General features: G+C 61.7%; 22 protein-coding genes and 4 pseudogenes. 22 read left to right on the forward strand and 4 right to left on the reverse strand.

The window, feature by feature from the left end; all coding sequences use genetic code 11:
* Position 1 precedes the first annotated feature (1 nt).
* The 3 genes and pseudogenes from CMV14_RS24935 to CMV14_RS24945 all read left to right on the forward strand — a co-directional run.
* Positions 2 to 696 (forward strand): annotated as a pseudogene (locus tag CMV14_RS24935) (Mu transposase domain-containing protein); the annotation flags it as partial.
* A complete protein-coding gene (gene istB, locus CMV14_RS24940; protein WP_025549137.1) occupies positions 683 to 1,411 on the forward strand; it encodes an IS21-like element helper ATPase IstB in 729 nt (242 codons plus the stop codon). The pseudogene CMV14_RS24935 and the gene istB (CMV14_RS24940), both read left to right, overlap by 14 nt.
* A gap of 171 nt (positions 1,412 to 1,582) precedes the next feature.
* Positions 1,583 to 2,041: a TonB-dependent receptor domain-containing protein gene (locus CMV14_RS24945; protein ID WP_004212694.1), complete on the forward strand. Its 459-nt coding sequence runs from the start codon at positions 1,583 to 1,585 to the stop codon at positions 2,039 to 2,041.
* A gap of 709 nt (positions 2,042 to 2,750) precedes the next feature.
* On the opposite strand, the gene CMV14_RS24950 is transcribed toward CMV14_RS24945, so the two are convergent.
* The 3 genes from CMV14_RS24950 to CMV14_RS24960 form a co-directional block, all read right to left on the reverse strand.
* Positions 2,751 to 5,018 (reverse strand): nitric-oxide reductase large subunit, encoded by a 2,268-nt coding sequence (locus tag CMV14_RS24950; protein WP_025549136.1) that lies wholly within the window; start codon positions 5,016 to 5,018, stop codon positions 2,751 to 2,753.
* Positions 5,019 to 5,096: 78 nt separating this feature from the next.
* The gene (locus CMV14_RS24955; protein WP_004212697.1) at positions 5,097 to 5,561 is read right to left on the reverse strand and encodes a cupin domain-containing protein; all 465 of its coding nucleotides are present in this window, start codon (positions 5,559 to 5,561) and stop codon (positions 5,097 to 5,099) included.
* A gap of 257 nt (positions 5,562 to 5,818) precedes the next feature.
* A complete protein-coding gene (locus CMV14_RS24960; protein WP_004212699.1) occupies positions 5,819 to 6,277 on the reverse strand; it encodes an Rrf2 family transcriptional regulator in 459 nt (152 codons plus the stop codon).
* A 109-nt stretch (positions 6,278 to 6,386) separates the two neighbouring features.
* Here CMV14_RS24960 and CMV14_RS24965 point away from each other — a divergent pair, with 109 nt between their 5' ends.
* The 17 genes and pseudogenes from CMV14_RS24965 to CMV14_RS25050 all read left to right on the forward strand — a co-directional run.
* Positions 6,387 to 6,824, forward strand: coding sequence for a group III truncated hemoglobin (locus CMV14_RS24965; RefSeq protein ID WP_004212701.1), 438 nt, complete (start codon positions 6,387 to 6,389; stop codon positions 6,822 to 6,824).
* Entirely contained in the window at positions 6,817 to 7,092 is a 276-nt protein-coding gene (locus CMV14_RS24970; RefSeq protein WP_004212703.1) for a TehB family protein, read from the forward strand. The genes CMV14_RS24965 and CMV14_RS24970 overlap by 8 nt, the downstream gene beginning before the upstream one ends.
* A 40-nt stretch (positions 7,093 to 7,132) precedes the next feature.
* Positions 7,133 to 8,344, forward strand: a complete 1,212-nt coding sequence (gene hmpA / locus CMV14_RS24975; RefSeq protein WP_004212704.1) for an NO-inducible flavohemoprotein — start codon at positions 7,133 to 7,135, stop codon at positions 8,342 to 8,344.
* 12 nt (positions 8,345 to 8,356) lie between these two features.
* The gene (locus tag CMV14_RS24980) at positions 8,357 to 8,818 is read left to right on the forward strand and encodes a hypothetical protein (RefSeq protein WP_004212706.1); all 462 of its coding nucleotides are present in this window, start codon (positions 8,357 to 8,359) and stop codon (positions 8,816 to 8,818) included.
* A 249-nt stretch (positions 8,819 to 9,067) separates the two neighbouring features.
* Positions 9,068 to 9,856: a YbaY family lipoprotein gene (locus CMV14_RS27285; protein ID WP_004212707.1), complete on the forward strand. Its 789-nt coding sequence runs from the start codon at positions 9,068 to 9,070 to the stop codon at positions 9,854 to 9,856.
* 345 nt (positions 9,857 to 10,201) lie between these two features.
* On the forward strand, positions 10,202 to 11,845 hold the full coding sequence (gene ccoN / locus CMV14_RS24995) for a cytochrome-c oxidase, cbb3-type subunit I (RefSeq protein WP_004212708.1): 1,644 nt from the start codon (positions 10,202 to 10,204) through the stop codon (positions 11,843 to 11,845).
* Positions 11,846 to 11,848: 3 nt separating this feature from the next.
* Complete coding sequence (ccoO, locus tag CMV14_RS25000) at positions 11,849 to 12,601, forward strand: cytochrome-c oxidase, cbb3-type subunit II (protein ID WP_004212709.1); 753 nt, start codon at positions 11,849 to 11,851, stop codon at positions 12,599 to 12,601.
* A gap of 15 nt (positions 12,602 to 12,616) precedes the next feature.
* The gene (locus CMV14_RS25005; protein ID WP_004212711.1) at positions 12,617 to 12,787 is read left to right on the forward strand and encodes a cbb3-type cytochrome c oxidase subunit 3; all 171 of its coding nucleotides are present in this window, start codon (positions 12,617 to 12,619) and stop codon (positions 12,785 to 12,787) included.
* Positions 12,778 to 13,656 (forward strand): cytochrome-c oxidase, cbb3-type subunit III, encoded by an 879-nt coding sequence (ccoP, locus tag CMV14_RS25010; RefSeq protein WP_004212713.1) that lies wholly within the window; start codon positions 12,778 to 12,780, stop codon positions 13,654 to 13,656. Before CMV14_RS25005 ends, ccoP begins: the two co-directional genes overlap by 10 nt.
* A 198-nt stretch (positions 13,657 to 13,854) precedes the next feature.
* Positions 13,855 to 14,673 (forward strand): DUF2189 domain-containing protein, encoded by an 819-nt coding sequence (locus CMV14_RS25020; RefSeq protein WP_004212715.1) that lies wholly within the window; start codon positions 13,855 to 13,857, stop codon positions 14,671 to 14,673.
* A 2-nt stretch (positions 14,674 to 14,675) separates the two neighbouring features.
* Entirely contained in the window at positions 14,676 to 16,937 is a 2,262-nt protein-coding gene (locus tag CMV14_RS25025) for a heavy metal translocating P-type ATPase (protein WP_004212717.1), read from the forward strand.
* Positions 16,934 to 17,143, forward strand: a complete 210-nt coding sequence (gene ccoS, locus CMV14_RS25030; protein ID WP_004212718.1) for a cbb3-type cytochrome oxidase assembly protein CcoS — start codon at positions 16,934 to 16,936, stop codon at positions 17,141 to 17,143. The genes CMV14_RS25025 and ccoS overlap by 4 nt, the downstream gene beginning before the upstream one ends.
* Before the next feature lie 39 nt (positions 17,144 to 17,182).
* A complete protein-coding gene (locus tag CMV14_RS27450) occupies positions 17,183 to 17,308 on the forward strand; it encodes a hypothetical protein (RefSeq protein ID WP_004212719.1) in 126 nt (41 codons plus the stop codon).
* Between the two features lie 97 nt (positions 17,309 to 17,405).
* Positions 17,406 to 17,917 (forward strand): annotated as a pseudogene (locus CMV14_RS27295) (transposase); the annotation flags it as partial.
* 110 nt (positions 17,918 to 18,027) lie between these two features.
* Positions 18,028 to 19,548 (forward strand): IS21 family transposase, encoded by a 1,521-nt coding sequence (istA, locus tag CMV14_RS25040; RefSeq protein WP_096367681.1) that lies wholly within the window; start codon positions 18,028 to 18,030, stop codon positions 19,546 to 19,548.
* An 11-nt stretch (positions 19,549 to 19,559) separates the two neighbouring features.
* Positions 19,560 to 20,360, forward strand: coding sequence for an IS21-like element helper ATPase IstB (gene istB, locus CMV14_RS25045; RefSeq protein ID WP_066970386.1), 801 nt, complete (start codon positions 19,560 to 19,562; stop codon positions 20,358 to 20,360).
* A gap of 167 nt (positions 20,361 to 20,527) precedes the next feature.
* A pseudogene (locus CMV14_RS25050) lies at positions 20,528 to 20,838 on the forward strand (DDE-type integrase/transposase/recombinase); the annotation flags it as partial.
* Between the two features lie 213 nt (positions 20,839 to 21,051).
* On the opposite strand, the gene CMV14_RS25055 reads toward CMV14_RS25050, so the two are convergent.
* Positions 21,052 to 22,344: an IS110 family RNA-guided transposase gene (locus CMV14_RS25055; protein ID WP_019052494.1), complete on the reverse strand. Its 1,293-nt coding sequence runs from the start codon at positions 22,342 to 22,344 to the stop codon at positions 21,052 to 21,054.
* Positions 22,345 to 22,497: 153 nt separating this feature from the next.
* Here CMV14_RS25055 and CMV14_RS25060 point away from each other — a divergent pair.
* Positions 22,498 to 22,836: pseudogene (locus CMV14_RS25060) on the forward strand (integrase core domain-containing protein); the annotation flags it as partial.
* Positions 22,837 to 23,151: 315 nt separating this feature from the next.
* Complete coding sequence (locus CMV14_RS25065) at positions 23,152 to 23,559, forward strand: single-stranded DNA-binding protein (RefSeq protein WP_004212722.1); 408 nt, start codon at positions 23,152 to 23,154, stop codon at positions 23,557 to 23,559.
* Positions 23,560 to 23,605: the final 46 nt, after the last annotated feature.

Consider the following 23,605-nt stretch of genomic DNA (forward strand, 5'->3'; position numbering starts at 1 on the left):
GAAGGCGGAGTGCCGGCGCTGGGCCGAGCACCACACCCATCCCGAGCGCGGCGATATCACCGTGGCCTAGGCGCTGGAGATGGAGCGGCCTGTCCTGCAGCCGATCCTGGCGCCCTTCGATGGCTTCCATGAGAGCGAGCATGCCGTCACCGGCACCTGCCTCATCAGCTTCGACCGCAACCGCTACTCGGTCATGTCCAGGGCGGCGCGGCGCACGGTGCAGGTGCGCGCCTATGCGGGCCGGATCGTCATCCGCTGCGGCGAAGAGATCGTCGGGGAACATGAGCGTCACTTCGGGCGGAACCGCACCATTTACGATCCCTGGCATTATCTGCCGGTTCTGGCCCACAAGCCCGGTGCCCTGCGCAACGGCGCGCCGTTCCAGGACTGGGAGTTGCCGCCATCCCTCCATCGCCTGCGACGCAGGCTGGGGCACGGGGATGAGGCGGATCGCAGGTTCGTGCGGGTGCTCTCGGCCGTGCTCACCGATGGCTGGAGCAGGTCGAGGCGGCGGTGCGCGAAGCGCTGGCGAGCGGAACGGTCAGCGACGACCTGATCCTCAACATCCTCTCCCGTCGCCGCGAGCCGGCGACGCCCCATAGCATCGTCACTTCGGAAGACCGGATGCTGAGTCACCCGCCGATCGCCGACTGTGCCAGCTATGACCGACTGCGAGGCTATGATGCAGCGGCATGAGATGATCGACACAATGCGCGGCCTGGGCCTCAAGGGCATGGTGGCCGCGTTCGACGAGGCCGTCACCACCGGCCTCCAGCGCCAGCGCACCACCATGGAGATCCTGACCGATCTGCTCCGCGCGGAAGCCACCCATCGCGACGCCGCCTCGATCCGATATCGCATGACGGCCGCGCGGCTGCCGGTGGTGAAGGACCTGGAGCGGTTCAGCTTCGAAGGGACGCCGATCAACGAGGGACTGATCCGCTCCCTGCATGATGGCTCCTTCCTACCGGCGCGTCGCAACATCGTGCTCGTCGGCGGCACGGGCACCGGCAAGACCCACCTCGCCATCGCGATTACCGCCAACGTCGTGCGCAAAGGGGCTCGGGCACGATACTTCAACACCGTCGATCTGGTGACACGCCTCGAAGAGGAGGCCCGGATCGGCAAGGGCGGGACCCTGGCGGGACAGCTCTCACGGCTCGACCTGGTGGTGCTCGATGAGTTGGGATATCTGCCGTTCGCGCGCTCTGGTGGCCAGCTCCTGTTCCACCTGATCAGCAAGCTCTACGAACGCACCAGCGTCGTTATCACGACCAACCTCGCCTTCGGCGAATGGCCTACCGTGTTCGGGGATCCCAAAATGACCACGGCTCTGCTCGACCGCGTCACTCATCACTGCGATATCGTCGAGACCGGCAACGACAGCTGGCGCTTCAAAAACCGCAGTTAGCCGCCACTCTCACCCCAGCTTCAAAACGAACTTGCGCTGTGTACGCCTCCGGCCGGGCTACGCCCGACCTCCGCCGCACACAGCGCAGGGCATCAACCCTCCGCTCAATCTCGAAAAGGGGGTCCCCCTTCAACGCCTATACGGGGTCCCGTTTGCGCGCCGTTTGACAAAGTGAATGGCAGACTGCCGATCACCCCGGCATTGCTGCTGACCGCGAATTATACCTACACCGATTCCGTCCGGAAGGGTGGCGGCGAGCCCGCTTTCGACGGCAGTTCGCTTGACGGAACGCCGCTCGACAAGACGCCCAGGCACATGGCCAACGTTCGCCTGGACTGGCAAGCGACCGAGCAGATCGCGGCCTATGTGCTCGGCTACTACTCGGGCAAGCAGACTTTCAGCGGGTTCCGCAACGGCGCGCTCAACACCCGCACCCGTGAAGGGAGCACGACCTTCGATGTCGGCATCAATTTCACGATCAATGAGAATTTCGCGCTGAGGGCGGCGGTGCTCAACGTCACCGACAAGATCGTGCCGGTCGATGACCGCGGCCGGTTTGATGGTCTCGACGGCAACTGGATGCTCGATGAAGGGCGCCGCTTTTGGGGCACGGCAACGATCAGCTTCTGATCGATCAGGCCGGCCTTCTGCCTTCGCGTTCGAATATTCGCTGAATGCAGAGAGTCGGCCCCTTTTCATCCATGGATCCCGATTCAAGAAACGTTTCTAAAGTCAGAATTCAGTGATCAGTGGATTCGATCTCCGTAAGGAGCGGGGTGGGAGCACATAACCCTGACCGGCGAAGAATATCGCTGGCCAAAATTCTTAGCGTAGGATTTGGTCCCCTCCTGGAAACGCACCATGATCGCCATGTGCGGCATCGAGCGCGTCAGTCGCATTTGCGCCCGATGCCAACTGTCATGGATCCGTCCAAGCTGGTGACGGGGCGCGAAACGGCGCGGCAGTTTTTGCCCTTGCGGGGACGCCGGAGGGCTTTGCGCTCAGAGGCTGTCATGCACACCTGTTCATACAGCCATTATCGGCAAAAGCTTGCCCATCGACGCGCACGCGGCGCCGGTAACGGGATTGGTACCGAGACTTTTCCTCCGGCGATAGCGACTGGAATGAACAGTCCCGTGAGCCGGGCGGCATCTGAGCAATCGCGGGCGAGGATAGAGCAGCCATCGACCCGGCTGCCAGACCTGCGAACAGAAGTTTGGTGCGCATGGACAAAAGGTTCACCGAAACTCGCATCCAAGTGTGGCGTTTGTCGACAGAACGTGGCTAGCCCACGAGCAAGGGTTGGCTGGGACTGCGCGGCATCGGACTCCTCGATCGATCACTGTGCAATTTGCGCCTCGCTGTCGTCAGACCGGGGTCTGAGCCAAAGACTGGCGACAAACCAGGCGAGCGCTACCGCCCCGGCAGAAAAGACGATATCTCCAGGAACCCTCAGCCACACCAGCAGATCGACCACCGGTTGCTGCATGAACTCGGCCGAGCGAGCGTACCAGTAGCCCTTGTCAATCGCGGCGGTCAGCTGAAGCGTACCAAGTGGCAGCAAGGTCAGGAGCGCCATCAACGCAAGGCCGATGTTGAAGCACCAAAAGCTCGTCTTCAGCACGCCTTCGTTCCAGATCAGGTTCGGCAACATGCCACGCAGGCAGAACAGGACGAGCCCGACGCCCAACATGCCGTATACGCCGAACAATGCGGTGTGTCCGTGCAGCGGCGTCAGATTGAGACCCTGCATGTAATAGAGCGACAGCGGCGGATTGATGAGGAAGCCGAACAGGCCTGCTCCGACGAGATTCCAGAAGGATACCGCCAGGAAGAACATGACGGGCCATTTATAACGCTGCATCCAGGGTGTCGCGCTGCTCAGCTTCCAGTGTTCATAAGCTTCGAAGCCAATATAGGCGAGCGGCACGACCTCGAGCGCTGAGAAGCTCGCGCCAAGCGCCAGCACCGCGATCGAGGTTCCCGCGAAGTAGAGATGGTGCAACGTTCCCAGCACTCCGCCTGCCATGAAGATGATCGTGGCAAACAAGACGGCGACCGTGGCGGTGGGTGTCGGAATGAGGCCGAGGCGCGTGAAGAGGAAGGCGATGACCGCGGTGGCGAACACCTCGAAAAAGCCTTCGACCCACAGATGGACCACCCACCAACGCCAATATTCAATCATGGAGAGCGCTGTATGCTCATTCCAGAACAGCCCGGCACCGTAGAAGAGTCCGATGGCTACGGCGGATAGGAAAAACAGCATCGTGATGTGGCGGGATTCGGACTTCTCTTTGAGCGCAGGCCAGAGCGCCCGGCCGACGAGCACAAGCCAGAGCATCAGGCCGATGAAGAGAAACCACTGCCAGAAGCGCCCCATATCGACATATTCCCAGCCCTGGTGTCCGAACCAGAAGTTCCTCTCCAGTCCCAGTTTCTGCATCACCGCGAGCCATTGCCCGGCAAAGGAGCCCACGACGATAATCAGGAGGCAGGCCCAGAGGATGTTGGCACCCAGAGCCTGGAACCTCGGTTCATGGCCCGAGATCGCAGGAGCTATGTAGAGGCCCGTTCCCAGCCAGGCTGTCGCGATCCACAGCACGGCAAGCTGCGTGTGCCAGGTGCGGGTGATCGAATAAGGCAGGATCTCGGCCGCTTCATAGCCATAAACCAGCTGCCCCTCGACCTGATAGTGGGCCGTCATTGCACCCAGCATGATCTGCGCGAGAAACAGTGCGAGAACGACCCAGAAATATTTGGCTGTCGCCCGCATCGAAGGCGTCACCGCGATCTCGCGCAGCGGATCTTTCGCGGGGAGGTCGTGCTCCTTCTCCCTTCGTCCGTGCGTCACCGCATGGTGCCAACCCAACAGCGCGATGCCGGCAAGCAGGAAGGTGACGCTGAAGGCCGACCAGATGAATGTACTTGATGGTGGGCGATTCCCGACCAGCGGCTCGCTCGGCCAGTTGTTCGTATACGTTGTCGTCCGCCCTTGTCGTTCCGTTGTGGCCGCCCAGGCCGTCCACCAGAAGAAGGAGGTCATGGCGGCTCGGTGCCCTGCGTCGGGGACCGTATCGTTCTTCATGGCATAGTTTTCGCGCAGCTCGGCCGTGGCGGGGTCGTTGCCGAACAGATTGACGTAGTGCTTTGCCACCCGCTCGATTGCCACCGCGCGATCGTTGCTGATCGTGATGGTATCCGTGCTCGCTTCAAACGTGTTTCGGCGCATTTCCGTTTGCAGCCGCCGCTGGAGGAGCGCCTTGTGTTCCTCGTTTAAACTCTCAAAGGCGCCGCCCAGATCCCGCTGTGCCCAGAGATCGAGAAGTGCCAGTGATTCCCGGTGCAACCAGTCGGCTGACCAATCGGGCGCTACGTAGCCGCCGTGTCCCCAGATCGAGCCCAGTTGCATGCCGCCCATAGATTGCCAGACCTGGCGGCCACGCTGCATCTCGGCACGGGTGAAGACGGTTTCGCCGTTTGCGGTCACGACCTTGGCGGGAAGCGGCGGCGCCTGAATGCTGATGTCGCGGCCAACCAGAAGCAGGACGGCAAAAGAGACTGCCAGCAATGATAGAAGCCAAATCCAGAGCTGACGTGTTCGATCCATGGTTCTCCCCTATGGGCTACGAGGCGGTACAGCAAAGCGACTAGCGCGCTGCGCGCCGTGCCATCATGCCGCCCGTGATCAATTCTTCCTGGGGGCAGGCTGATCCGATTGAACGACCGGACCGCCTTCCGCTTCCCACCGGTCGACACAGTCGCAATCGTCATAGGCATCGACCGCCAAGGTCTCGGCGCCGGCTTTTGCCTGTGATCCTTCTACAGGCGGAAAGAGGATCGTCAGAAGCAGCACAGAGTTTTCCGCGCCCTTGACCGAGTGCGGCGCGCCTCCTTCGAGATAGACCCACTGGTTACGCCGCAGTTCGATCGAGCTTGCGCTGAGCTCGACTTTCACATGGCCCTCGAGGCAATGCAGCATGATGCTGCCCGGCACCTGATGCTGGCGCATTTCGGTGCCGCTCGGGATCACCAGCCGGATGGTTTCGAAATGGTCCGCCTTCACGATCGCTGTGGAATGTTCTTCATGTGTCGTCACGTTCTCGGGCAAGAGATCGACGACTTCTCCGGGCGCTGCGTGGTGAAGGGCCATATCGTTCAATTCCTTTCCGTGTTCGTGGTTTTATGATTGGAGCAAGACGGGCAAGCGGACTGCCGCGTGCGGTCCGGCTTGGAGCGTCCAGCGCGCAATACCTTTACCCATCGCGCGCCGATTTGGAGTCCTGCGGCGATCCATGACCGCGACGCGCGGCGACGACCGTCAAAGGGAGCGGGATCGACCGGTTCACCACATTCTGGACAGAACATGTCACGTTCCTCCTTTTCGGCTTCGATGCGCCAAGACGTCAATCATCCATCTGGCGCCGCAGGGGTTTCGAACCGATCGGCCGCGTTACGCTCGAAGAGCGACGCGAGATCTCGCCGCTTCGTCAGCAGGTCGGCAAGCGTATAGCGGTCAAGTACCGCCAGGAACGCGCCGAGCGCCTCCTTCAGCACGCCCGTCAGCCCACATGCAGGCGCGACCACGCATCCGCCGCAGTCAACGAGATCGAAGCCGTCCTCGGTCTGGCGTATGAGTGCGCCGATGTTGATCTCTTCGGGCGGCCGCCCCAGGCGGATGCCGCCCGACCGTCCACGCACACTCTCCACATCACCACTGCGTGCGAGTTGGTTCACCACCTTCATCAAGTGATTCTGCGAGATTCCGTAGGCCTGCGCGACCTCACCGATCGAGCACAGGCGGTCAGGCCGCGCGCCCAGATAGAGCAGCACGCGCATCGAATAGTCGGTGAACAGGGTCAGTTTCATGGGGCGTTCCCACTCTCTTCCTCAGCTCGTCGCATTAAGATGTATTCATCTTGCATGTTTTCAGGGAAAAGTATAGATGCATTCCGGATACATGATTGGAGTCGGGCGAATGACCGAGCTGGAACTGAAGGATGAGGCGCTCAAGCAGCTTGTCGACGCCTTCTACGCGCGCGTTCGCGCAGATGCCGACCTGGGGCCGATTTTCAACGACGCGATCGATGACTGGCCGGAACATCTCGAAAAGCTGGCGGCGTTCTGGTCATCCGTCATGCTCGCCAGTGGCCGATACAAGGGCCAGCCCGTGCCAGCGCACCTGAAGCACAGGTCGAGGATAACGCCAGCGCTTTTCGACCGCTGGCTCGCGCTGTGGGACTGTACGACAAACGAGATGATGGCGCCCGACGCAGCTGCGGCTCTGCAGGCGAAAGCGAAGCGGATTGCCGAGAGCCTGCAGCTTGCCATGTTTTTTCGGCTCGATCGGCCAAGCGTCGCTGACGGCGAGGCCGGGTCCATTCATTGCGAACGGCGAGTACCCACCCATGCCTGACATTCTACCCTATCGTTCGACGCCGGTGTTCGATCAGGACACGCTCCCGGCCGCCCTGCGGGCACGCCATGATACCAAGGCGGGTGTCTGGGGTTTGATCCGCGTTCTGGAGGGTGAGCTTCGGCTGACCTATCTCGATCCACCGTCGGAGGTTGTCCTGACGCCCGAACGGCCCGGATTGATCTTGCCGCAGCAGCCGCACTTCGTGACGCCCATCGGCGCCATGAAAATGCGGGTCGATTTCTATGATCAGCCGCCCGGCGCCTGATCGCCGGGAAACTCGAATCCCTTCCAACAAGGAGAAGTTTATGTCGCAGCCCCTCAGCGATCAGACCATCGCGCTCGTCAAGGCGACGGTCCCCGCGCTCGAAGCGCATGGTCTGGATATCGTGCATGAAATGTATTCCAGGATGTTCCAGAACCCGGACATTCGCGATCTTTTCAACCAGTCGCATCATGGTGACGCCGGTTCGCAGCCGCGCGCGCTCACCGGCGCCATTCTCGCCTATGCCAGCAATATCGACAATCTCGGCGCGCTGGCTCCCGCGGTCGAGCGCATCGCGCAAAAGCATGTCGGTCTCCAGATACTGCCGGAGCACTATCCGCACGTCGCCGAAGCACTGCTCGGTGCGATCAAGGCGGTGCTGGGCGATGCGGCGACCGACGAAATCCTCGGGGCCTGGGGGGAAGCTTACTGGTTTCTCGCCAATATCCTGATCGCGCGGGAACAGCGCGTCTACACCGAACAGAAGGACGCGGCCGGCGGCTGGAACGGCTGGCGCGATTTCCGCGTCGAAGACGTTGTGCGCGAAAGCAGCGTCATCAATTCCTTTGTCCTTCGCCCCGTCGACGGCGGCCCCGTCATGCGCCACAAGCCGGGCCAGTATCTTACCTTCTGGCTCGAAATTCCCGGACATCCGCCGGTCAAGCGCAACTACTCGATTTCGGCCGCCGCCAATGGCGAAACCTATCGCATTTCGGTCAAGCGCGAGCCGCAAGGGCTCGCGTCGGGCTGGTTGCACGACGAGGCGAAACCCGGGACGATCCTGAAGGTGGCCGCGCCTGCTGGCGAATTCTTCCTCGCCGATCATGTCGAACGGCCGGTCGTACTGCTGTCGGGCGGCGTGGGCCTGACGCCGATGGTGGCGATGCTCGAAGCCCTCGTTCAGAACGGCGCCGAAGTGCCGGTTCATTACATCCACGGCACGCATGACCGCGACACCCATGCGATGCGCGACCATGTCCGCGCTGTGGCGAGCCATGGCCAATCGATCGCGATCACCGATTTTCACCAGACCCCGCTCGAGGATGAAACAGAGGGCAGCGACTACGATGTGGCCGGCATAATTACCGATGAATGGTTGGTCGCCAGCACACCGGTCGCACAAGCGGACTATTACATCTGCGGGCCGCGTCCGTTCCTGCGTCATGCGGTCTCGACCCTGTCGCTGGCGGGTGTGCCGTCGGACAGGATCCACTATGAGTTCTTCGGCCCGGCCGACGAACTGCTCGCGGCCTGAGGGAGCGGAGGCATGGACGACATCATCCTGGCCCGGGCCGTTCATGTCCTGGCGGTCCTTGTCTGGATCGGCGGCGTGGCGTTCGTGACGCTTGTGGTGATGCCGTCCGTGCGCGCCGCCAATCCGCCGGCGGAGCGGCTGGCGGCCTTTCATCGACTGGAGGGGCGCTTTGCGGCGCAGGCGCGCATCTGGGTGCTATTGGCAGGACTGAGCGGCTTCTGGATGATCTATCGCGCGCAGATGTGGGACCGCTTTTTCGATCTTCGCTTCTGGTGGATGCATGCGATGGTAGGGCTGTGGGCCGTGTTCGCCGCGATGCTTTTCGTGATCGAGCCGCTGTTTCTCCACCGCCGAATGATGACATCGGTCAAGCCCGCCGCAGATTTTGCCCGAATGGAGACACTTCACCGAATATTGCTGGGTATCGCGGCTGTCACGGTTCTCGGCGCAGTGGCGGGAAGCCACGGGTTCTAGACTGCGCTTTTCGTGTGGTTCCAAAATTCAGTGGCTGTCTCCCAAGAGGGGATCAGATATCCGCCGGGGCCGCCCGCGCCAATCCAGCCCAATCTTCCGCCCGCCATCGGACGTTCGTGGTTCGGAACCATCCTATGCGAAGTCGATTCCCACAGGACTGCCGCTCGAAGCCCTCCCATTATTGCCGATGCCATGGGTTCCGCCTGACCTGCTCTCTTCCGCTCCAATCGCACAGCAAAGTGAAACGCCATGTTCAACAAGCCATTCACAGCCGTACTGGCGATGACCATGCTCGCGCTCGGCGGCTGCGCGACAGGCGCGCGATACGTCGATCCCCAAGCCCCCATTGCGGAGCTGAGAGACAAGGTCGTAACCGGCAACGCATCCTATCGACAGCGCATCGCTCTGCCCGCCCGCGCGAAATTCAACGTGAGACTGCTGGACGTTTCGCGCGCCGATGCGAGATCGGTGATCATTGCCAAGGAAACGCGCGAGACAGCAGGGCAGCAGGTTCCTTTGCCATTTTCGATTAGGGTGAAGGAACAGGACTTGAAGACCAACATGCGTTACGCAGTCCGTGCGACGATTACCGATCCCGAGGGCAACCCGATATGGACCACGGATACGGTTCATTCGGTCGATCCCACGCGGTTCGAGCAGGATCTGGGGACGCTCAATATGGTTCGCGTTGGTGACCGCCCGGCGGCTTCAGGCTTGATCGGCCCGCAATTCAAGGTGGAGGACATCAATCAGACCGGTCTGATCGACAAATCCAATGTGACGGTGCAGTTTTCGCAAGACGGCCGAGTGAGCGGATCGGCCGGCTGCAACAGGTTCACCGGCGACTATTCGATCGAGGAACAGTCGCTTCGGATCGGACCGCTCGCCGTGACGCGCCGGGCTTGCGTGCCGGCGCTCGGGAACCAGGAAACCAGGTTCCTGGCCATTCTGCAGGATGTGACCTCATGGTCCGTCAACAGCAATGGGTCAGTGCTCTTCCGTGCCGACGACGGACGATACCTGGCGGCGATACGCTGATTCGACCGCAGTATGCTGAAGAGCGGCTGCCGCTCAGTCCTGACCGATCGGAGACGGAGGTCGAGCCAGTCTTGGACACAGGCTTAACGGTCCAAGAGCTTGATCGGCAAAAGTCCATTGCGCCGTCGCCAAACACAGGTTCAAATTCGGCCGCGATGCGTGGCGAGCGACGCTGACCACTGATTTTTTGGTGTTTACCGCGGGAGACGGCAGGGCAATAGTTGGGAACTTCCGTCCGACCCGCGTGTTGCTGGTTCGGCGCGAGCTGTGTTCCCATCGGGAGCGAACCTGCTGCTGCGCTGTCAGCCCGTGGCGATGACCGATGAGGGGGGAAATAGATCGGCCATGATACTGACCTTGACCGAGACCGAACGCCAGATCGCGCTCGCCATTTCCGTTGCCGTCGGTCTGTGCGGCCTCGTTCTCGCAGCGGCAGGCAATCAGGACACAATGGAAATCCACGGCTGGCTGATCCTGGCCATTGCCGCCATTTGCGCCATCATCGTAATCCGCGGCATCTGGGGACCGGAACCGCCAAAATCCCGTTTGCAAAGCTACTATGACGAGCCCATCAAGGCCGGCATCATCGCCAGCATGGCTTGGGCGGTGGTGGCGATGTTCGTGGGGGTCTGGGTCGCCGCGCTGCTGGCATTCCCTGACCTGACGTTTGACAGTGCCTGGGCGAGCTTCGGCCGCTTGCGACCGGTGCACACCAGCGGCGTGATCTTCGGCTTTGGCGGCAACGCGCTCATCGCCACCTCGCTGCATGTCGTGCAGCGGACCTCGCGGGCGCGTCTTCCCGATCAGCTTTCGGCCTGGTTCGTGCTGGTGGGCTACAACCTGTTCTGCATCCTCGCGGCCAGCGGTTATCTGCTCGGGGTTACCCAATCGAAGGAATATGCCGAGGCCGAATGGTATGCCGACATCTGGCTGGTGATCGTCTGGGTGACCTACTTCATCCTCTACATCCGGACGCTCGCACGCCGCAAGGAACCACACATTTATGTGGCCAACTGGTACTTCATGGCCTTCATTCTCGTCGTCGCGATACTCCATATCATCAACAATCTCGCGATTCCGGTCTCGCTGGGCCATGCGAAGAGCTACACCATCTGGTCGGGCGTCCAGGATGCTATGGTGCAGTGGTGGTATGGTCATAACGCCGTCGCCTTCTTCCTGACGGCGGGCTTCCTGGGCATGCTCTATTACTACCTGCCCATCCGGGCCCAGCGGCCGATCTTCTCCTACCGTCTCTCGATCCTGAGCTTTTGGGGCATTACCTTCTTCTACATGTGGGCGGGTTCCCACCACCTTCATTATACCGCCCTACCGCACTGGGTTCAGACGCTGGGCATGACCTTCTCGGTGATGCTCCTCGTGCCGTCATGGGCTTCGGCTGGCAACGCCTTGCTAACATTGAACGGCGCCTGGCACCGCGTGCGCGATGATGCGACGCTCCGCTTCATGATGGTCGCGGCGGTGTTTTATGGCATCTCGACCTTTGAAGGTTCGTTCCTCGCCATCCGGCCCGTCAATTCGCTTTCGCATTACACCGACTGGACGGTTGGCCATGTTCACGCCGGCGCGCTCGGCTGGGTGGCGCTCATCACCTTCGGCTCGCTCTACACGCTGGTGCCGTCCTTGTGGAAGCGCGAGGCGATGTATTCGCCCGCCTTGGTCGAGTGGCACTTCTGGCTCTCGCTTGCCGGCACTCTTGTCTACATTTTTGCCATGTGGAACTCGGGCATCATCCAGGGCCTGATGTGGCGGACCTATACGGAGGAAGGCACGCTAGCCTACTCCTTCCTGGATTCGCTCAGAGCCATGTATCCCTATTACATCGCGCGTACGCTCGGCGGCCTTCTGTTCCTGATCGGTGCTGTGATCGGCGCCTACAATATGTGGAGGACCATTCGCGCCGCCTCGGCCCAGGCGCCGTTCGAAGGCGACGTCCCGCTACAGGCCGCGACGGCGGCGGGGAGGGCCTGAGCCGTGGCGGAACTGTTTCATCGCAAGCTCGAACGTTCGGCGATCGGCTTCGTGCTCGCCATCATCGCGGCTGCCAGTGTCGGCGGCCTCGTCGAGATCGCTCCGCTTTTCACGATCGACGAGACGGTCGAGGAGGCGCCAGACATGCGGCTCTACACGCCGCTCGAACTGGCGGGGCGAAACATCTATGTGCGCGAAGGATGCTATGCCTGTCACAGCCAGATGATCCGGACGCTGCAGGACGAAGTTGAGCGCTATGGTCCCTATTCGCTCGCGGTCGAATCCAAATATGACCATCCGATGCTCTGGGGTTCGAAGCGCACCGGACCCGACCTCGCCCGCGTTGGCGGCAAATATTCCGATTTCTGGCACGTCGCCCATCTGACCAATCCGCGCGATGTGGTGCCCGATTCCAATATGCCGGCCTATCCCTGGCTGGCGCGGACGCCCTTGCGCCTCGCTGATCTGCCCTTGCACCTCAAGGCGCTGCGGGCCGCGGGGGTGCCCTACACCGATGCCATGATCGAGAATGCGAGCGTCGATGCCTTCGACCAGGCGACACCGGAAAGCTCGACCTCGTCCGGTATCACCGAGCGGTATGGCGAAGAAACGCAGGTTCGCGTGTTCGACGATGTGGCGACCGAGGTCACCGAGATGGACGCGCTCGTCGCCTATCTTCAGGTTCTCGGCCGGCTGACCGACGTGCCGTACAAGAATACGGCCGCGCCGCAGAAGCCGCCAGAGCCGGTGAAATGACATGAGGAGGCAGGCATGGACATAAGCCACGAGGCTCTTGTTGCATTCTCGAAAAGCTGGGGGCTGTTCTACCTCATCGGTCTGATGATCGGTGTCCTCATTTATACGTTCCGGCCGTCCAATCGTGGCAAGTTCAACCGAGCCAAACAAAGCGTTCTCGATCAGGACGACAAGCCATGGACGTAGAGCGCGATCCCGTCAGCGGTCATGAAACGACCGGCCATGTCTGGAATGGCATCAAGGAGCTCGATACGCCGGTCCCCAAGGGTGTGCTGATTTTTCTGATCGTCACCCATCTCTTCGCTTTCGCCTGGTGGATTCTCATGCCGACTTGGCCCTTGGGCGACACCTACACCAAGGGAATTCTCAACATCGACCAGCGCACCTCGGTCGAAAAGCACCTGGTCGATTCGCAGGCGGGACGGGCCGACTGGATAAAGCGGATCGAAAGCGAGAACCTCGAGCAGATCGCGGCCGACCCCCGGCTCATGACCATCGTGCGTAGCACCGGCCACCGGTTGTTCGGCGACAACTGCGCCGCCTGCCACGGCATTAATGCCAAGGGGGGTTATGGTTATCCCGATCTGACCGATGACGACTGGATCTGGGGCGGCGACCTTGAGACGATCGCGCAGACCATGCGTGTTGGGGTCAATGTGGAGCATCCGCAGGGGCGCGTCTCGCAGATGCCCTCGTTCGGACGCGACGGGATACTCGATGCCGATCAGGTCAGTCTGGCGGCCAACTATGTCTACGCCTTGTCGCATCCCAAGTTCGTGACGAATGCCAATCGGACGTCGATTGTATCGGGGCGCGAGGTCTTCATGGCCAATTGCGCGATTTGCCATGGCGAGGATGCGCGCGGGAAGCGCGATGTCGGCGCTCCCAATCTGACGGACGCGCGTTGGATCTATGGAGGAGACATCGATCAGATCGTGGAGACCGTCCATGGCGGACGCCAGGGGCATATGCCGACATGGGACGAGCGGCTTACGGACTCGGATATCAAGATATTGGCGCTCTATGTTCATTCGCTGAGCGCGCCTCAGCGATGACGGCCATGCGATCCCGATCCCGGTGGCTGGTCTGGACGCTGGTGGCAGCAGGCCTTTTGCTGTTCGTTCTTGCGAACGCGCATTTTTTCTACGTCGCCTTTCGCTCGCAGCCCGAATGCGTGGGACATTTGAAGGAACGCGCGAACGGGAGCGGGCAGTATCGCGCGGCGAAATCGGCATGCTGAAAGGTAGCGGGACATGAGCGATAAAAGCCCCTCTTATGGCTTGCTGAGCCAGACCTCGGGCATCGAGGAGACGAAGAGCGCGCGGTTTCAGCGCCATCTTCCCGCTTCCATCGGCTTCCAATGGCTCAAGGCCGGATGGCAGGATCTTTTCCATCGGCCGATGCCGAGCCTGGCCTACGGTCTGGGCATTTTCCTTCTGTCTCTCGCTGCTGTCGCGATGCTCGCGCTGTATGGCCGCGACTATATTCTTTTTCCCGCGCTCGCCGGCTTCATGATCATTGCCCCGCTGCTGGCCATCGGACTCTATGAGAAAAGCCGCAACCGAGAAGCGGGACGCGATACGTCGCTGCGCGAAATGCTCCTGGTGAAACCGGCGGCGGGCCCGCAGGTGCTTTTCACCGGGGTCCTGCTCAGCCTGCTGATGCTACTGTGGATGCGATCCGCGGTGCTCATCTATGCGTTGTTCTTCGGCGTGCGCCCCTTTCCCGGCCTGCCTCACATAACCGCCTTCCTGCTGACCGAGCCGGTGGGATGGATTATTCTCGGCGTCGGCACGGCGGTGGGCGGCCTGTTCGCCTCATTCGCTTTTGCGATCAGTGTTTTTGCCATTCCGATGCTCCTCGATCGCAAGGTCGATGCGCTCACGGCGATGGGAACAAGCACGGCGCTCGTCTGGAACAACCTTGCGCCGATGATCGTCTGGGGCGCCATCGTCCTTGCGCTTTTCATACTCTGCGCGGCTACGGGCTTGATCGGCCTCATCGTCATCTTCCCGTGGCTTGGACATGCCACATGGCATGCCTATCGCGCGGTCTCAGACACGCAGGCCTAGACATGGCCAGCCATGCCATGCCTGCCGTCCAGGCGCCGACATCATTGACCGGGCAATCGGTCGATGAACTCATCTTCGCCAGCCAATCGCTGGATGACGGAACGATGAGGACGCAACTGTCGGTCCCGACCGCGCATTGCGGCGGATGCATGGCGAAGATCGAGCGCATCCTTGGTAACCTCGAGGGCGTCGTAGCGGCTCGGGTCAATCTATCGACGCGGCGTGTGACCGTCACATGGCGGCAAGCGCAAACCGCGAGTGCACCGCCTTTGCTGGCAACGCTGAACGAGGCGGGCTTCGAGGCAAATCTTCTCAGCCAACCGGACGAACGCGCCGATCCCGAAAAGCGCCGGCTGATCGTCGCGACAGCGGTCGCCGGCTTCGCGGCGATGAACATCATGCTGCTTTCGGTGTCGGTCTGGTCAGGCGCCGACCCCGCTACGCGGCAGCTGTTCCATCTCATCTCGGCGCTGCTCGCGCTTCCCGCGGTATTCTTTTCGGGGCGCATCTTCTTCTTGTCGGCATGGTCGGCATTGCGCGCGGGACGCACCAATATGGATGTGCCCATCTCGATCGGCATCGTCCTGACACTGGGTCTCAGCATCTACGACACGCTGCATTTCGGACGCCATGCCTATTTCGACGCGGTCGTGACGCTGATCTTTTTCCTGCTTGTCGGACGAACGCTCGACCATGCCATGCGTGACAAGGCCCGTTCGGCCGTGCTCGGGCTGACGCGAATGACGCCTGCGGGCGCGAATGTAATCGGCACGGATGGATCGCGCGCTTTTAGACCGCTCGAGGATGTCTCGGTGGGTGATGTCATCCTCGTCGCGCCAGGCGAGCGTGTTCCGCTGGATGGTCTTGTCCTTGCGGGCGAGGGCGATCTCGACACTGCCGCGGTCACGGGCGAGGCGATGCCGGTGCCGGTACGACCGGGAAGCACGCTCGTTTCGGGCATGCTGAATCTCAATGGTTCGCTCAAGGTGCGTGTGACCAACAGCCACGCGCGGTCCTTTCTATCCGAAATGGTGCGAATGATGGAAGCGGCCGAGCAGGGCAGAGCACGCTATCGCCGTCTCGCCGACCGTGTTGCGGCCTATTACTCGCCGATCATCCATTCGCTGGCCTTGGCCGTGTTTGCCGGGTGGTTCCTTGACACAGGCGATTGGCATCGGGCGCTGACCATTGCCATTTCGGTGCTCATTGTGACCTGTCCCTGCGCGCTTGGTCTCGCCATACCCATGGTTCAGGTCGCCGCGGCGAAGCGCTTGTTCGAGCACGGCATCGCGCTCAAGGATGGAAGCGCGCTCGAGCGGCTTGCACAGGTCGATACCGTGATTTTTGACAAGACCGGCACGCTCACTCATGGCGATTTGCGAGTGAGCAAGATCGCCATCGATGAACCCTATCGCGCAATCGTGATGGCGCTGGCGTCGCGTTCCAACCATCCCGTCGCACGCGCGATTGCCGCCAACGGCGGCGCCTTGTCCGGCCTCGATCTGGACAGTTTTTCCGAGCTGCCGGGCCGGGGTTTGGAGGGCCAGCGGAACGGCCATCTGTTTCGCCTGGGGCGTGCCGATTGGGCTTTGAATCCAGGCACGGGCGAGAGTGGCGGTTTCCAGACCGTGTTCTCGGTCGATGGTGAGCTTGCCGGCCATTTTGCCTTCTTGGACGTTGAAAAGACGAGTGCGCGGGAAGCGGTGGCCAAGCTTGACGCGCTTGGGCTGCCTATCGAACTGCTTTCGGGCGATCACATTGCTTCTGTGTCGGGGTTCGCGAACGCGATCGGTATCGCCCACTGGCGTGCCGGATTGCTGCCGCAGCATAAGGTGGAGCGGCTTCAGGCGCTGGCGGACAGTCAGCGCCTGACCTTGATGGTGGGTGATGGGCTGAACGATGGACCGGCACTGGCGGCGGCGCACGTTTCGATGGCTCCTTCCAATGCCGCCGACATCGGTCGGGCGGCCGCGGATATTGTTTATCTCGGCCAGGATCTCGATGCGGTTCCGCGCGCTGTGCAGATCGCGCGCGCGGCCCGGCAACGTGTCCGCCAGAACCTGGCGCTTTCCGTCGGTTATAACCTTTTGGTGATTCCTGTGGCCATGGCGGGCTATGTCACCCCACTGCTTGCTGCCGTCGCCATGTCGCTTTCGTCGATTTCGGTCGTTGCGAACTCTCTGCGAATTCCCGCAGCACGCGGATCACGGCTTAGCAGGCGAGCGCCGGCACCGACCCTCGTTCCCCTGGCCGCTACCCGATGAGCGGGATCCTGTGGCTGGTGCCGGTCGCGCTGCTGATGGGCCTTGCTGGGCTGGGCGCCTTTCTTTGGTCGATGCGCACCGGGCAGTATGATGATCTGGATGGAGCGGCCGAGCGAGTCGTGACCGACGCCAAGTCAGACCAGCCTCTTGTCGAACCTGATGATTGGCGACCCGAAACCGAGGGCGAGGCAAATCGTTTGCGATAAGGATGGTGGTGTGGACACCATTGGGCAAAGGACGAAGTGATGATGCAGGCACCGAGTTGGAATTGGGTGGGCGTCCTTGCCTTCATCTGCGGGGCGGCGGTCATCATTCCCAGCCTTGTCGCGCTTGCACTCAGTCTTGCCGCTGTTGCCCGAAACCTCCTGTGAGGCTGGCATCGGTCTGACGGAGGGATAGTGGTCTACCTTGGAAAAACTGGTCCAATTCTGAAGAGAGCCCATTTGGGCATGAGAATTGGAGAAATGTATGGGACGTCAGAGGTTTACGCCGGAGCAGATCATAGCGAAGCTGCGTGAAGTAGAGGTGATTGTGGGGCGAGGCGGCACAGCGGTGGAGGCTTGCCGCCAGATCGGGATCGCGGAGCAGACGCTATATCGGTGGCGCAAGGAATATGGCGGGCTGAAGGTCGACCAGGCGCGGCGAATGAAGGATCTGGAGCGCCAGAATGCGCGGCTGAAGAAGCTGGTGGCCGACCTCGCGCTCGACAAGGCGATCCTGCAAGAGGCGTCGAAGCTGACTTTTTGAGTCCCTCCCGTCGCCGTGAGGCGATCGAGCAGATCCGTCGCGCGTTGCCGGTATCGGAGCGACGGACCTGCCGTGTTCTGGGCCAGCATCGTTCGACACAGCGCCATCCACCGAAGGATGATGCCGACGAGCGGCGGCTAACAGCCGACATCATCGCGCTGGCCAAGGACTATGGCCGGTATGGCTATCGCCGCATCCATGTCTTGCTGGGCCAGGCGGGCTGGCAGGTCAGCCTGTCAGTGGTGAGAACACCGGGAATAAAAGGGGCCACGGATCGGCCAGTCTCACCGGATTAAAAAGGGGCCAGTCCTGCTAGACCTCCGTTTTTGGGCGGAGGTGGAGGATGAAGAGAGTGGAGCTTTATCAGAAGGTCCGCCGCGCCGTGCTGATTGACGGGATGAGCCGTCGCGCTGCCGCCCGGTATTTTGGGATCAATCGCAAGACCGTCGACAAGATGCTGTGCTTTCCAGAGCCAGCAGCGCACGGCCGGAGCGGGCAAACCTACAGCCGCAAGCTGTCCGGATTTACCGACATCATTGACCAAATCCTGGTGGATGACCGCAAGGTTCACATCAAACAGCGACACACTGCCGCGCGTATTTTCGAGCGTCTGCGCGATGAACATGGCTTCACCGGCGGCATCACCATTGTTCGCGACTATGTGGCGGGCGCCAAGTTGCGCAGCCGCGAGGTGTTCATACCATTGAGCCACAAGCCGGGGCATGCGCAGGTGGATTTTGGTGAGGCGGACGGGATCATCGACGGCAAGTTGGTGCGGTTCCACTATTTCTGCATGGACCTGCCGCACAGCGATGCGCCGTTCGTTAAAGCCTATCCTGCCGAGGTGGCTGAGGCATTTTGCGAAGGGCACGTGGCGGCCTTTGCCTTCTTCGGCGGCATCCCGCAGTCGATCCTGTATGACAACACCAAGCTGGCAGTGGCGCAGATCCTGGGCGACGGGAAGCGCGAGCGCAGCCGGATGTTCTCGACCCTCCAGAGCCATTACCTGTTCGAAGACAAATTCGGGCGCCCCGGCAAGGGTAACGACAAGGGCAAGGTCGAGGGGCTGGTCGGTTATTCCCGGCGCCACTTCATGGTGCCGAGGCCAGAGGCGCCCAGCTTTGATGCGCTGAACGCGCGCTTTGTCGAACAATGCATGGAGCGACGACAGGCCATCTTGCGCGGGCATGAGCGCAGCATCGGTGACAGGCTGGTGGCTGATCTGGCGGCCTTTATGCCGCTACCGGCGGTGCCGTTCGATCCCTGCCATATGGTGACGGGGCGGGCCTCGTCGATGTCGCTGGTGCGCTATCGTACCAATGATTATTCGGTGCCGACGGCCTATGCCCACCAGGAGGTCGTAATCAAAGGCTATGTCGATCGGGTTGCGATCATCTGTGGCGGGGAGCTGATCGCAGTGCATCCGCGCAGCTATGAGCGGGAGGACTTCATTGCCAACCCGCTGCACTATCTGGCGCTGTTAGAACAGAAACCCCGCGCGCTTGATCAGGCAGCGCCGCTCGATGGCTGGGTGCTGGCTGAACCGATGCATCGCATCCGACGACTGATGGAGGCGCGCAGCGGCAAAGAGGGACGGCGCGAGTTCATCCAGGTGCTGCGGCTATGCGAACGCTTCGAGCAGTCCCTGGTGGAATGGGCAGTGGCCCGCGCGCTGGAGATGGGGGCAATCAGCTTCGATGCGATCAAGATGATCGCGCTGGCCCGCCTCGAACAGCGTGTGCCGCGCCTCGATCTGCAATTTTACCCGCATTTGCCGCGCGCGAATGTCGGGCGTACCGATCCGCGCACCTACATGGGCCTGCTCTCGCAGGCAGGCACTCCAGCGACGGGAGTGGCAGCATGAGTGATCCCATGATGCCGCTGCCAGCCATCGAGGCCGAACCCACCAGCGTGCCGCCCGCTGTACTACTGGCCAACCATCTCAAAGCGCTCAAGCTGCCCACCTTTGTGCGCGAGTATGAGAAGGTCGCCTTCGAGGCCGCGCAGGATCGGGCCGATTACCCCCGCTATCTGCTGCGCCTGTGCGAACTTGAACGGATTGATCGCGAGCGCCGGATGGTGGAGCGCCGTATCCGCATGGCTCGCTTCCCGCACACCAAGAGCTTTGACACCTTCGACTTTGCAGCCCAGCCATCACTGAACAAGGCCTTGGTTCTGGAACTGGCGCGCGGTGAATGGATCGAGCGGCGGCGTAATGTCATTGCGCTGGGCCCCAGCGGCACCGGTAAGACCCACACCGCCCTCGCGCTAGGACTGGCTGCGTGCCAGAAAGGGCACAGCGTGGCCTTCACAACGGCCGCGGCGTTGGTCCATGACCTGATGGAGGCTCGCGACGAGCGTCGCTTGCGCAGCCTGCAAAAGCATCTGGCATCTGTAAAGCTGCTGATCCTCGACGAGTTGGGATATGTACCATTCACCGCCGTGGGCGGCGAGTTGCTGTTCGAGGTACTCAGCCAGCGCTATGAACGCGGCAGCACGCTGATCACCAGCAATCTGCCCTTCGATGAATGGACATCGGTGTTCGGCTCCGAACGCCTGACCGGCGCCCTGCTCGACCGGCTGACACACCACGTCCACATTCTCGAGATGAATGGTGACAGCTTCCGTCTCGCCAGCAGCCGCAAGCGCCAGAAGGACAAGGGGGAGGATAAATGACCTAAGAACGGGCGGCCATCGGCAGCGGGAAATCGGCTTCCGCTCCGCTCCAGCCGCTTCCCCGCTGCCGATGCTGCCCAGCCTCAACCTTGGGGCTTTTTGTTCAAACCAACTGGCCCCATTTTAAACCGGTGCCTGGCCCGTTTTTATCCCGGCGTTGACAAGTGGTTGAGCGTATCTGGCGGCGGGAGGGTCTTAAAGTGCCGAAGCGGCAACCGAAACGGCGGCGGCTCTGGCTCGGCGACGGATCGTGCATCCGGCTGCGCCCGGAGCATCGCGGCATGTGTGGTCCTACGACTTCGTCGAGGATCAGACGCACAACGGTCGCAAGTTCCGAATGCTCGACATTATCGACGAGTTCAGCCGGGAATGCCTGGCGATGGTGCCGCTGCGGCGCTTCCGGTCGAACGACGTGATTGACGTGCTGACCGATCTGTTCATCGAGCATGGGCCGCCCGAGCATATCAGATCCGATAACGTCCTAGGTTGGGAAGCAGCGGCGGGAAAAGGCCAGCAGGTCTCGTTGCGCCGAGCGTGATCGGCGCTGATGACTTTTTGATCCAGATGGCTTCCATCGTCAAGGAATGCGCTCTCGGCCATAGCAAACACAGGATCCAGCGACCGCACCGGTCGTGGTCCTCACCGTCCTTAAAATGAGATGCGGATGCCAGATGGAAGGCCCGAACATTATCTACAGGGTCGCGGCTGCGCCCTCACGGCTCCACAGAGAGGGGTCCTTCCATCTGGTGTCCGTCCGTTCGACGAACGGACGGTACTCGGTTCCCGTCTTGATGACGGCGTGCGCGACGCGCGCCATCTTGGCGGTGAGTGCGGTCATCGCCTTGCGGCGGCGATCAGGGTCGTTGCCGTGGCCGGCCACATAGCGACCAAGCTTGTCGCGGAAACTGTTGTCGCGCTGGCGAATGGCGACCTGGGTCGCCATCCAGAAGGTGCGGCGTAGCCGGGCATTGCCGTACTTCGAGAGCTTGGTTCGGCCTCGGAAGGTGCCTGACTGACAGGTGGCCAGGTCGAGCCCGCAAAACTTCAGGAACTGGCGATGATGGTTGAAGCGCCGAAGATCGCCAGCCTCGGCGAGGATCGTCAGCGCGTTGATCGGGCCGATCCCGGGGATCATGCGCAGGAGCTGATAGTCGCGGTTCTCGCTGAGCATGGCATTGGCGGTCCGCTCGATCTCATCGCGTTGCCGGATCAGGCTGCGGGCTTGTGCGATGACCATGCGGAACATGGCGACCGCGACGGATTCCTCGTCGACCGGCAGTGCAACCGAGGCGCAGGCCGTCTCGTAGATATCGTTGATTAAGCGGGCCTTGGAGACCTTGCGGCCGACCAGTGACCAGGCCTCGCGCGTGAAGGCCTCCTGACCGAGCGTCGTCATGCTGGCCGGTGTCGGAAACCGTTCGAGCAGAGCCAGGAACCAGTCGGACCGGCTGTTGCCCGCAAAACGTTCGATCTCGGGAAAATACAAAGGCAGGTAATGGGTCAGGATGCGGTGCCAGGTCTGCGTCTTCGCCTTGGAAATGGCCTCGTGCGTCTTCGACATCTCCTGCAGGTCGTTGATGCCGGCGGCCAGCGGGTCGACGTAGCGCTGAGTGGCGCCGATCTGGAGCATGTGCAGAATTACCTGGGCGTCTTTGGAATCGTTCTTGTCCCAGCCATTATGCAACGCCTCACGCGTCCGTGCCAAGGCGACCGACGAAATCAGGCGCAGCTCGAAACCCGCAGCTAGCAGTCGGTGCGCCAGCGTACGGTGGTAGTTGCCGGTGGCCTCAAAGCCAACGACGATAGGTCTGCCGATGGCTGCCAGATCGTCCGCGAGGCGGTCGTAATCAGCCTTGGTAGCCATGACTGTCATGCGGCGACGTCGTCCGCCCTCCGGGCGTTCGATCAGCACTTCCTGGCGGTGCTTGGACATATCGATGGCTACCAGCACGGCATCGGCCGGAGTAGAACTGCGCTTGGTCATGGTCGGTCAGTCTCCAAAGTGTTGAGTCGACAACTTCACTTTAGAGACCTGCTGGCCGGTCATGGCCGCCTTGATGAAGCCGTCGGGCGCTACGCGCCCTTGTCTCCATCAAGGCGAATGCTGCCTTCGAGGGGCAGCTTCCCAATGTGCTACGGCCCCGAGTTCGTCGCTAATGCGGTGCGCGAGTGACTCGGCAGGCTTGGCGTCATTACCCTCTATATCGAGCCCGGCAGCCCATGGGAGAACGGCTATATCGAAAGCTTCAATGCCCGTCTGCGAGATGAACTGCTCAACGGCGAAATCTTCTACAGCCTTGAGGAGGTGCGGATCGTCACCGGCTGGTGGCGCGATCATTACAACCGAGCACGGCCCCACAGCAGTCTCGGATATCGACCACCGGCCCCGGAGACGATCAAGATGCCAGCCTGGCCGCTCGGCTCCGCTACGCTCCGCCTCCCGCCCAGGCTGGTATCAGAGGCGCAGATCAACTAACTACACAACCGGACCAGTCATTGCGGGCAGTCCATGTCCTGAGCTCGGCCCATCGCGATGTTGCGACATGGCTCTGCCGTTGCCTGGCGCCGAGGGAAAGCGCCCTCCGCCTGACTGATCCCCTAAGCCCGGACGGTTGCCGTGGGGCAACCCCCGCGGTGCCGGACCGGGTTGTCGCTCGCGCGCCTGCCCGCACCACTCCGGCCCTTGTGGGTCGGGTCGCCGCTTGCGCGTCGATGCCCTCGTCTCCCGCCGGTCTTGGCCGGGTCTCGTCGGAGGGACGGTCCCTCGGACGGAAGCAACGGAGATTTGATCATGCAGAACATCGTCATTCTTGCCGGCAATATCGGCATGGATCCGGAGAGCCGCACCACCCAGGGCGGGACCCGCATCACCCACTTCACCCTGGCGACCTCGCGTCCCCGCTATTCGGAAGGCAAGGTCGTTCGCGATGAGAAAGGCTACCGCGTCCAGGACACCGAATGGCATCGGATCACCGCGTTCAATGGCCTCGGCAAGACCGTGCAGGAGCATTGCACCAAGGGCATGAAGCTGCTGGTGCGCGGCCGCATCCATTACAGCGAATGGACCGATGGCGACGGCGTCGAGCGCTACGGCACCGAGATCATCGCCGAGACGATCGACTTCCTCAGCCGGGCGAAATCGAAGTCCGACGAGGCCGGCGACCCTGATCCTGAGCTCGACGACGACGTGCCCTTCTGACCCCCGGATCCCCGCGCGCTTGTGGCGCGCGGGGGCATCCAGCGGC

The organism is Rhizorhabdus dicambivorans (genome assembly GCF_002355275.1).
GTDB classification, from domain to species: Bacteria; Pseudomonadota; Alphaproteobacteria; order Sphingomonadales; family Sphingomonadaceae; genus Rhizorhabdus; species Rhizorhabdus dicambivorans.

Coding starts and splice junctions, on each gene's coding strand:
- CMV14_RS25055 (WP_019052494.1), bottom strand. CDS start 22,344: ATGACCAAGCGCAGTTCTACTCCGGCCGATGCCGTGCTGGTAGCCATC.
- CMV14_RS24955 (WP_004212697.1), bottom strand. CDS start 5,561: ATGGCCCTTCACCACGCAGCGCCCGGAGAAGTCGTCGATCTCTTGCCC.
- ccoS (WP_004212718.1), top strand. CDS start 16,934: ATGAGCGGGATCCTGTGGCTGGTGCCGGTCGCGCTGCTGATGGGCCTT.
- istB (WP_025549137.1), top strand. CDS start 683: ATGCAGCGGCATGAGATGATCGACACAATGCGCGGCCTGGGCCTCAAG.
- istB (WP_066970386.1), top strand. CDS start 19,560: ATGCCGCTGCCAGCCATCGAGGCCGAACCCACCAGCGTGCCGCCCGCT.
- CMV14_RS24970 (WP_004212703.1), top strand. CDS start 6,817: ATGCCTGACATTCTACCCTATCGTTCGACGCCGGTGTTCGATCAGGAC.
- CMV14_RS24965 (WP_004212701.1), top strand. CDS start 6,387: ATGACCGAGCTGGAACTGAAGGATGAGGCGCTCAAGCAGCTTGTCGAC.
- CMV14_RS24980 (WP_004212706.1), top strand. CDS start 8,357: ATGGACGACATCATCCTGGCCCGGGCCGTTCATGTCCTGGCGGTCCTT.
- hmpA (WP_004212704.1), top strand. CDS start 7,133: ATGTCGCAGCCCCTCAGCGATCAGACCATCGCGCTCGTCAAGGCGACG.
- CMV14_RS27285 (WP_004212707.1), top strand. CDS start 9,068: ATGTTCAACAAGCCATTCACAGCCGTACTGGCGATGACCATGCTCGCG.
- CMV14_RS24950 (WP_025549136.1), bottom strand. CDS start 5,018: ATGGATCGAACACGTCAGCTCTGGATTTGGCTTCTATCATTGCTGGCA.
- CMV14_RS24960 (WP_004212699.1), bottom strand. CDS start 6,277: ATGAAACTGACCCTGTTCACCGACTATTCGATGCGCGTGCTGCTCTAT.
- CMV14_RS27450 (WP_004212719.1), top strand. CDS start 17,183: ATGATGCAGGCACCGAGTTGGAATTGGGTGGGCGTCCTTGCCTTCATC.
- CMV14_RS25005 (WP_004212711.1), top strand. CDS start 12,617: ATGGACATAAGCCACGAGGCTCTTGTTGCATTCTCGAAAAGCTGGGGG.
- CMV14_RS25020 (WP_004212715.1), top strand. CDS start 13,855: ATGAGCGATAAAAGCCCCTCTTATGGCTTGCTGAGCCAGACCTCGGGC.
- istA (WP_096367681.1), top strand. CDS start 18,028: ATGAAGAGAGTGGAGCTTTATCAGAAGGTCCGCCGCGCCGTGCTGATT.
- CMV14_RS25065 (WP_004212722.1), top strand. CDS start 23,152: ATGCAGAACATCGTCATTCTTGCCGGCAATATCGGCATGGATCCGGAG.
- CMV14_RS25025 (WP_004212717.1), top strand. CDS start 14,676: ATGGCCAGCCATGCCATGCCTGCCGTCCAGGCGCCGACATCATTGACC.
- ccoP (WP_004212713.1), top strand. CDS start 12,778: ATGGACGTAGAGCGCGATCCCGTCAGCGGTCATGAAACGACCGGCCAT.
- ccoN (WP_004212708.1), top strand. CDS start 10,202: ATGATACTGACCTTGACCGAGACCGAACGCCAGATCGCGCTCGCCATT.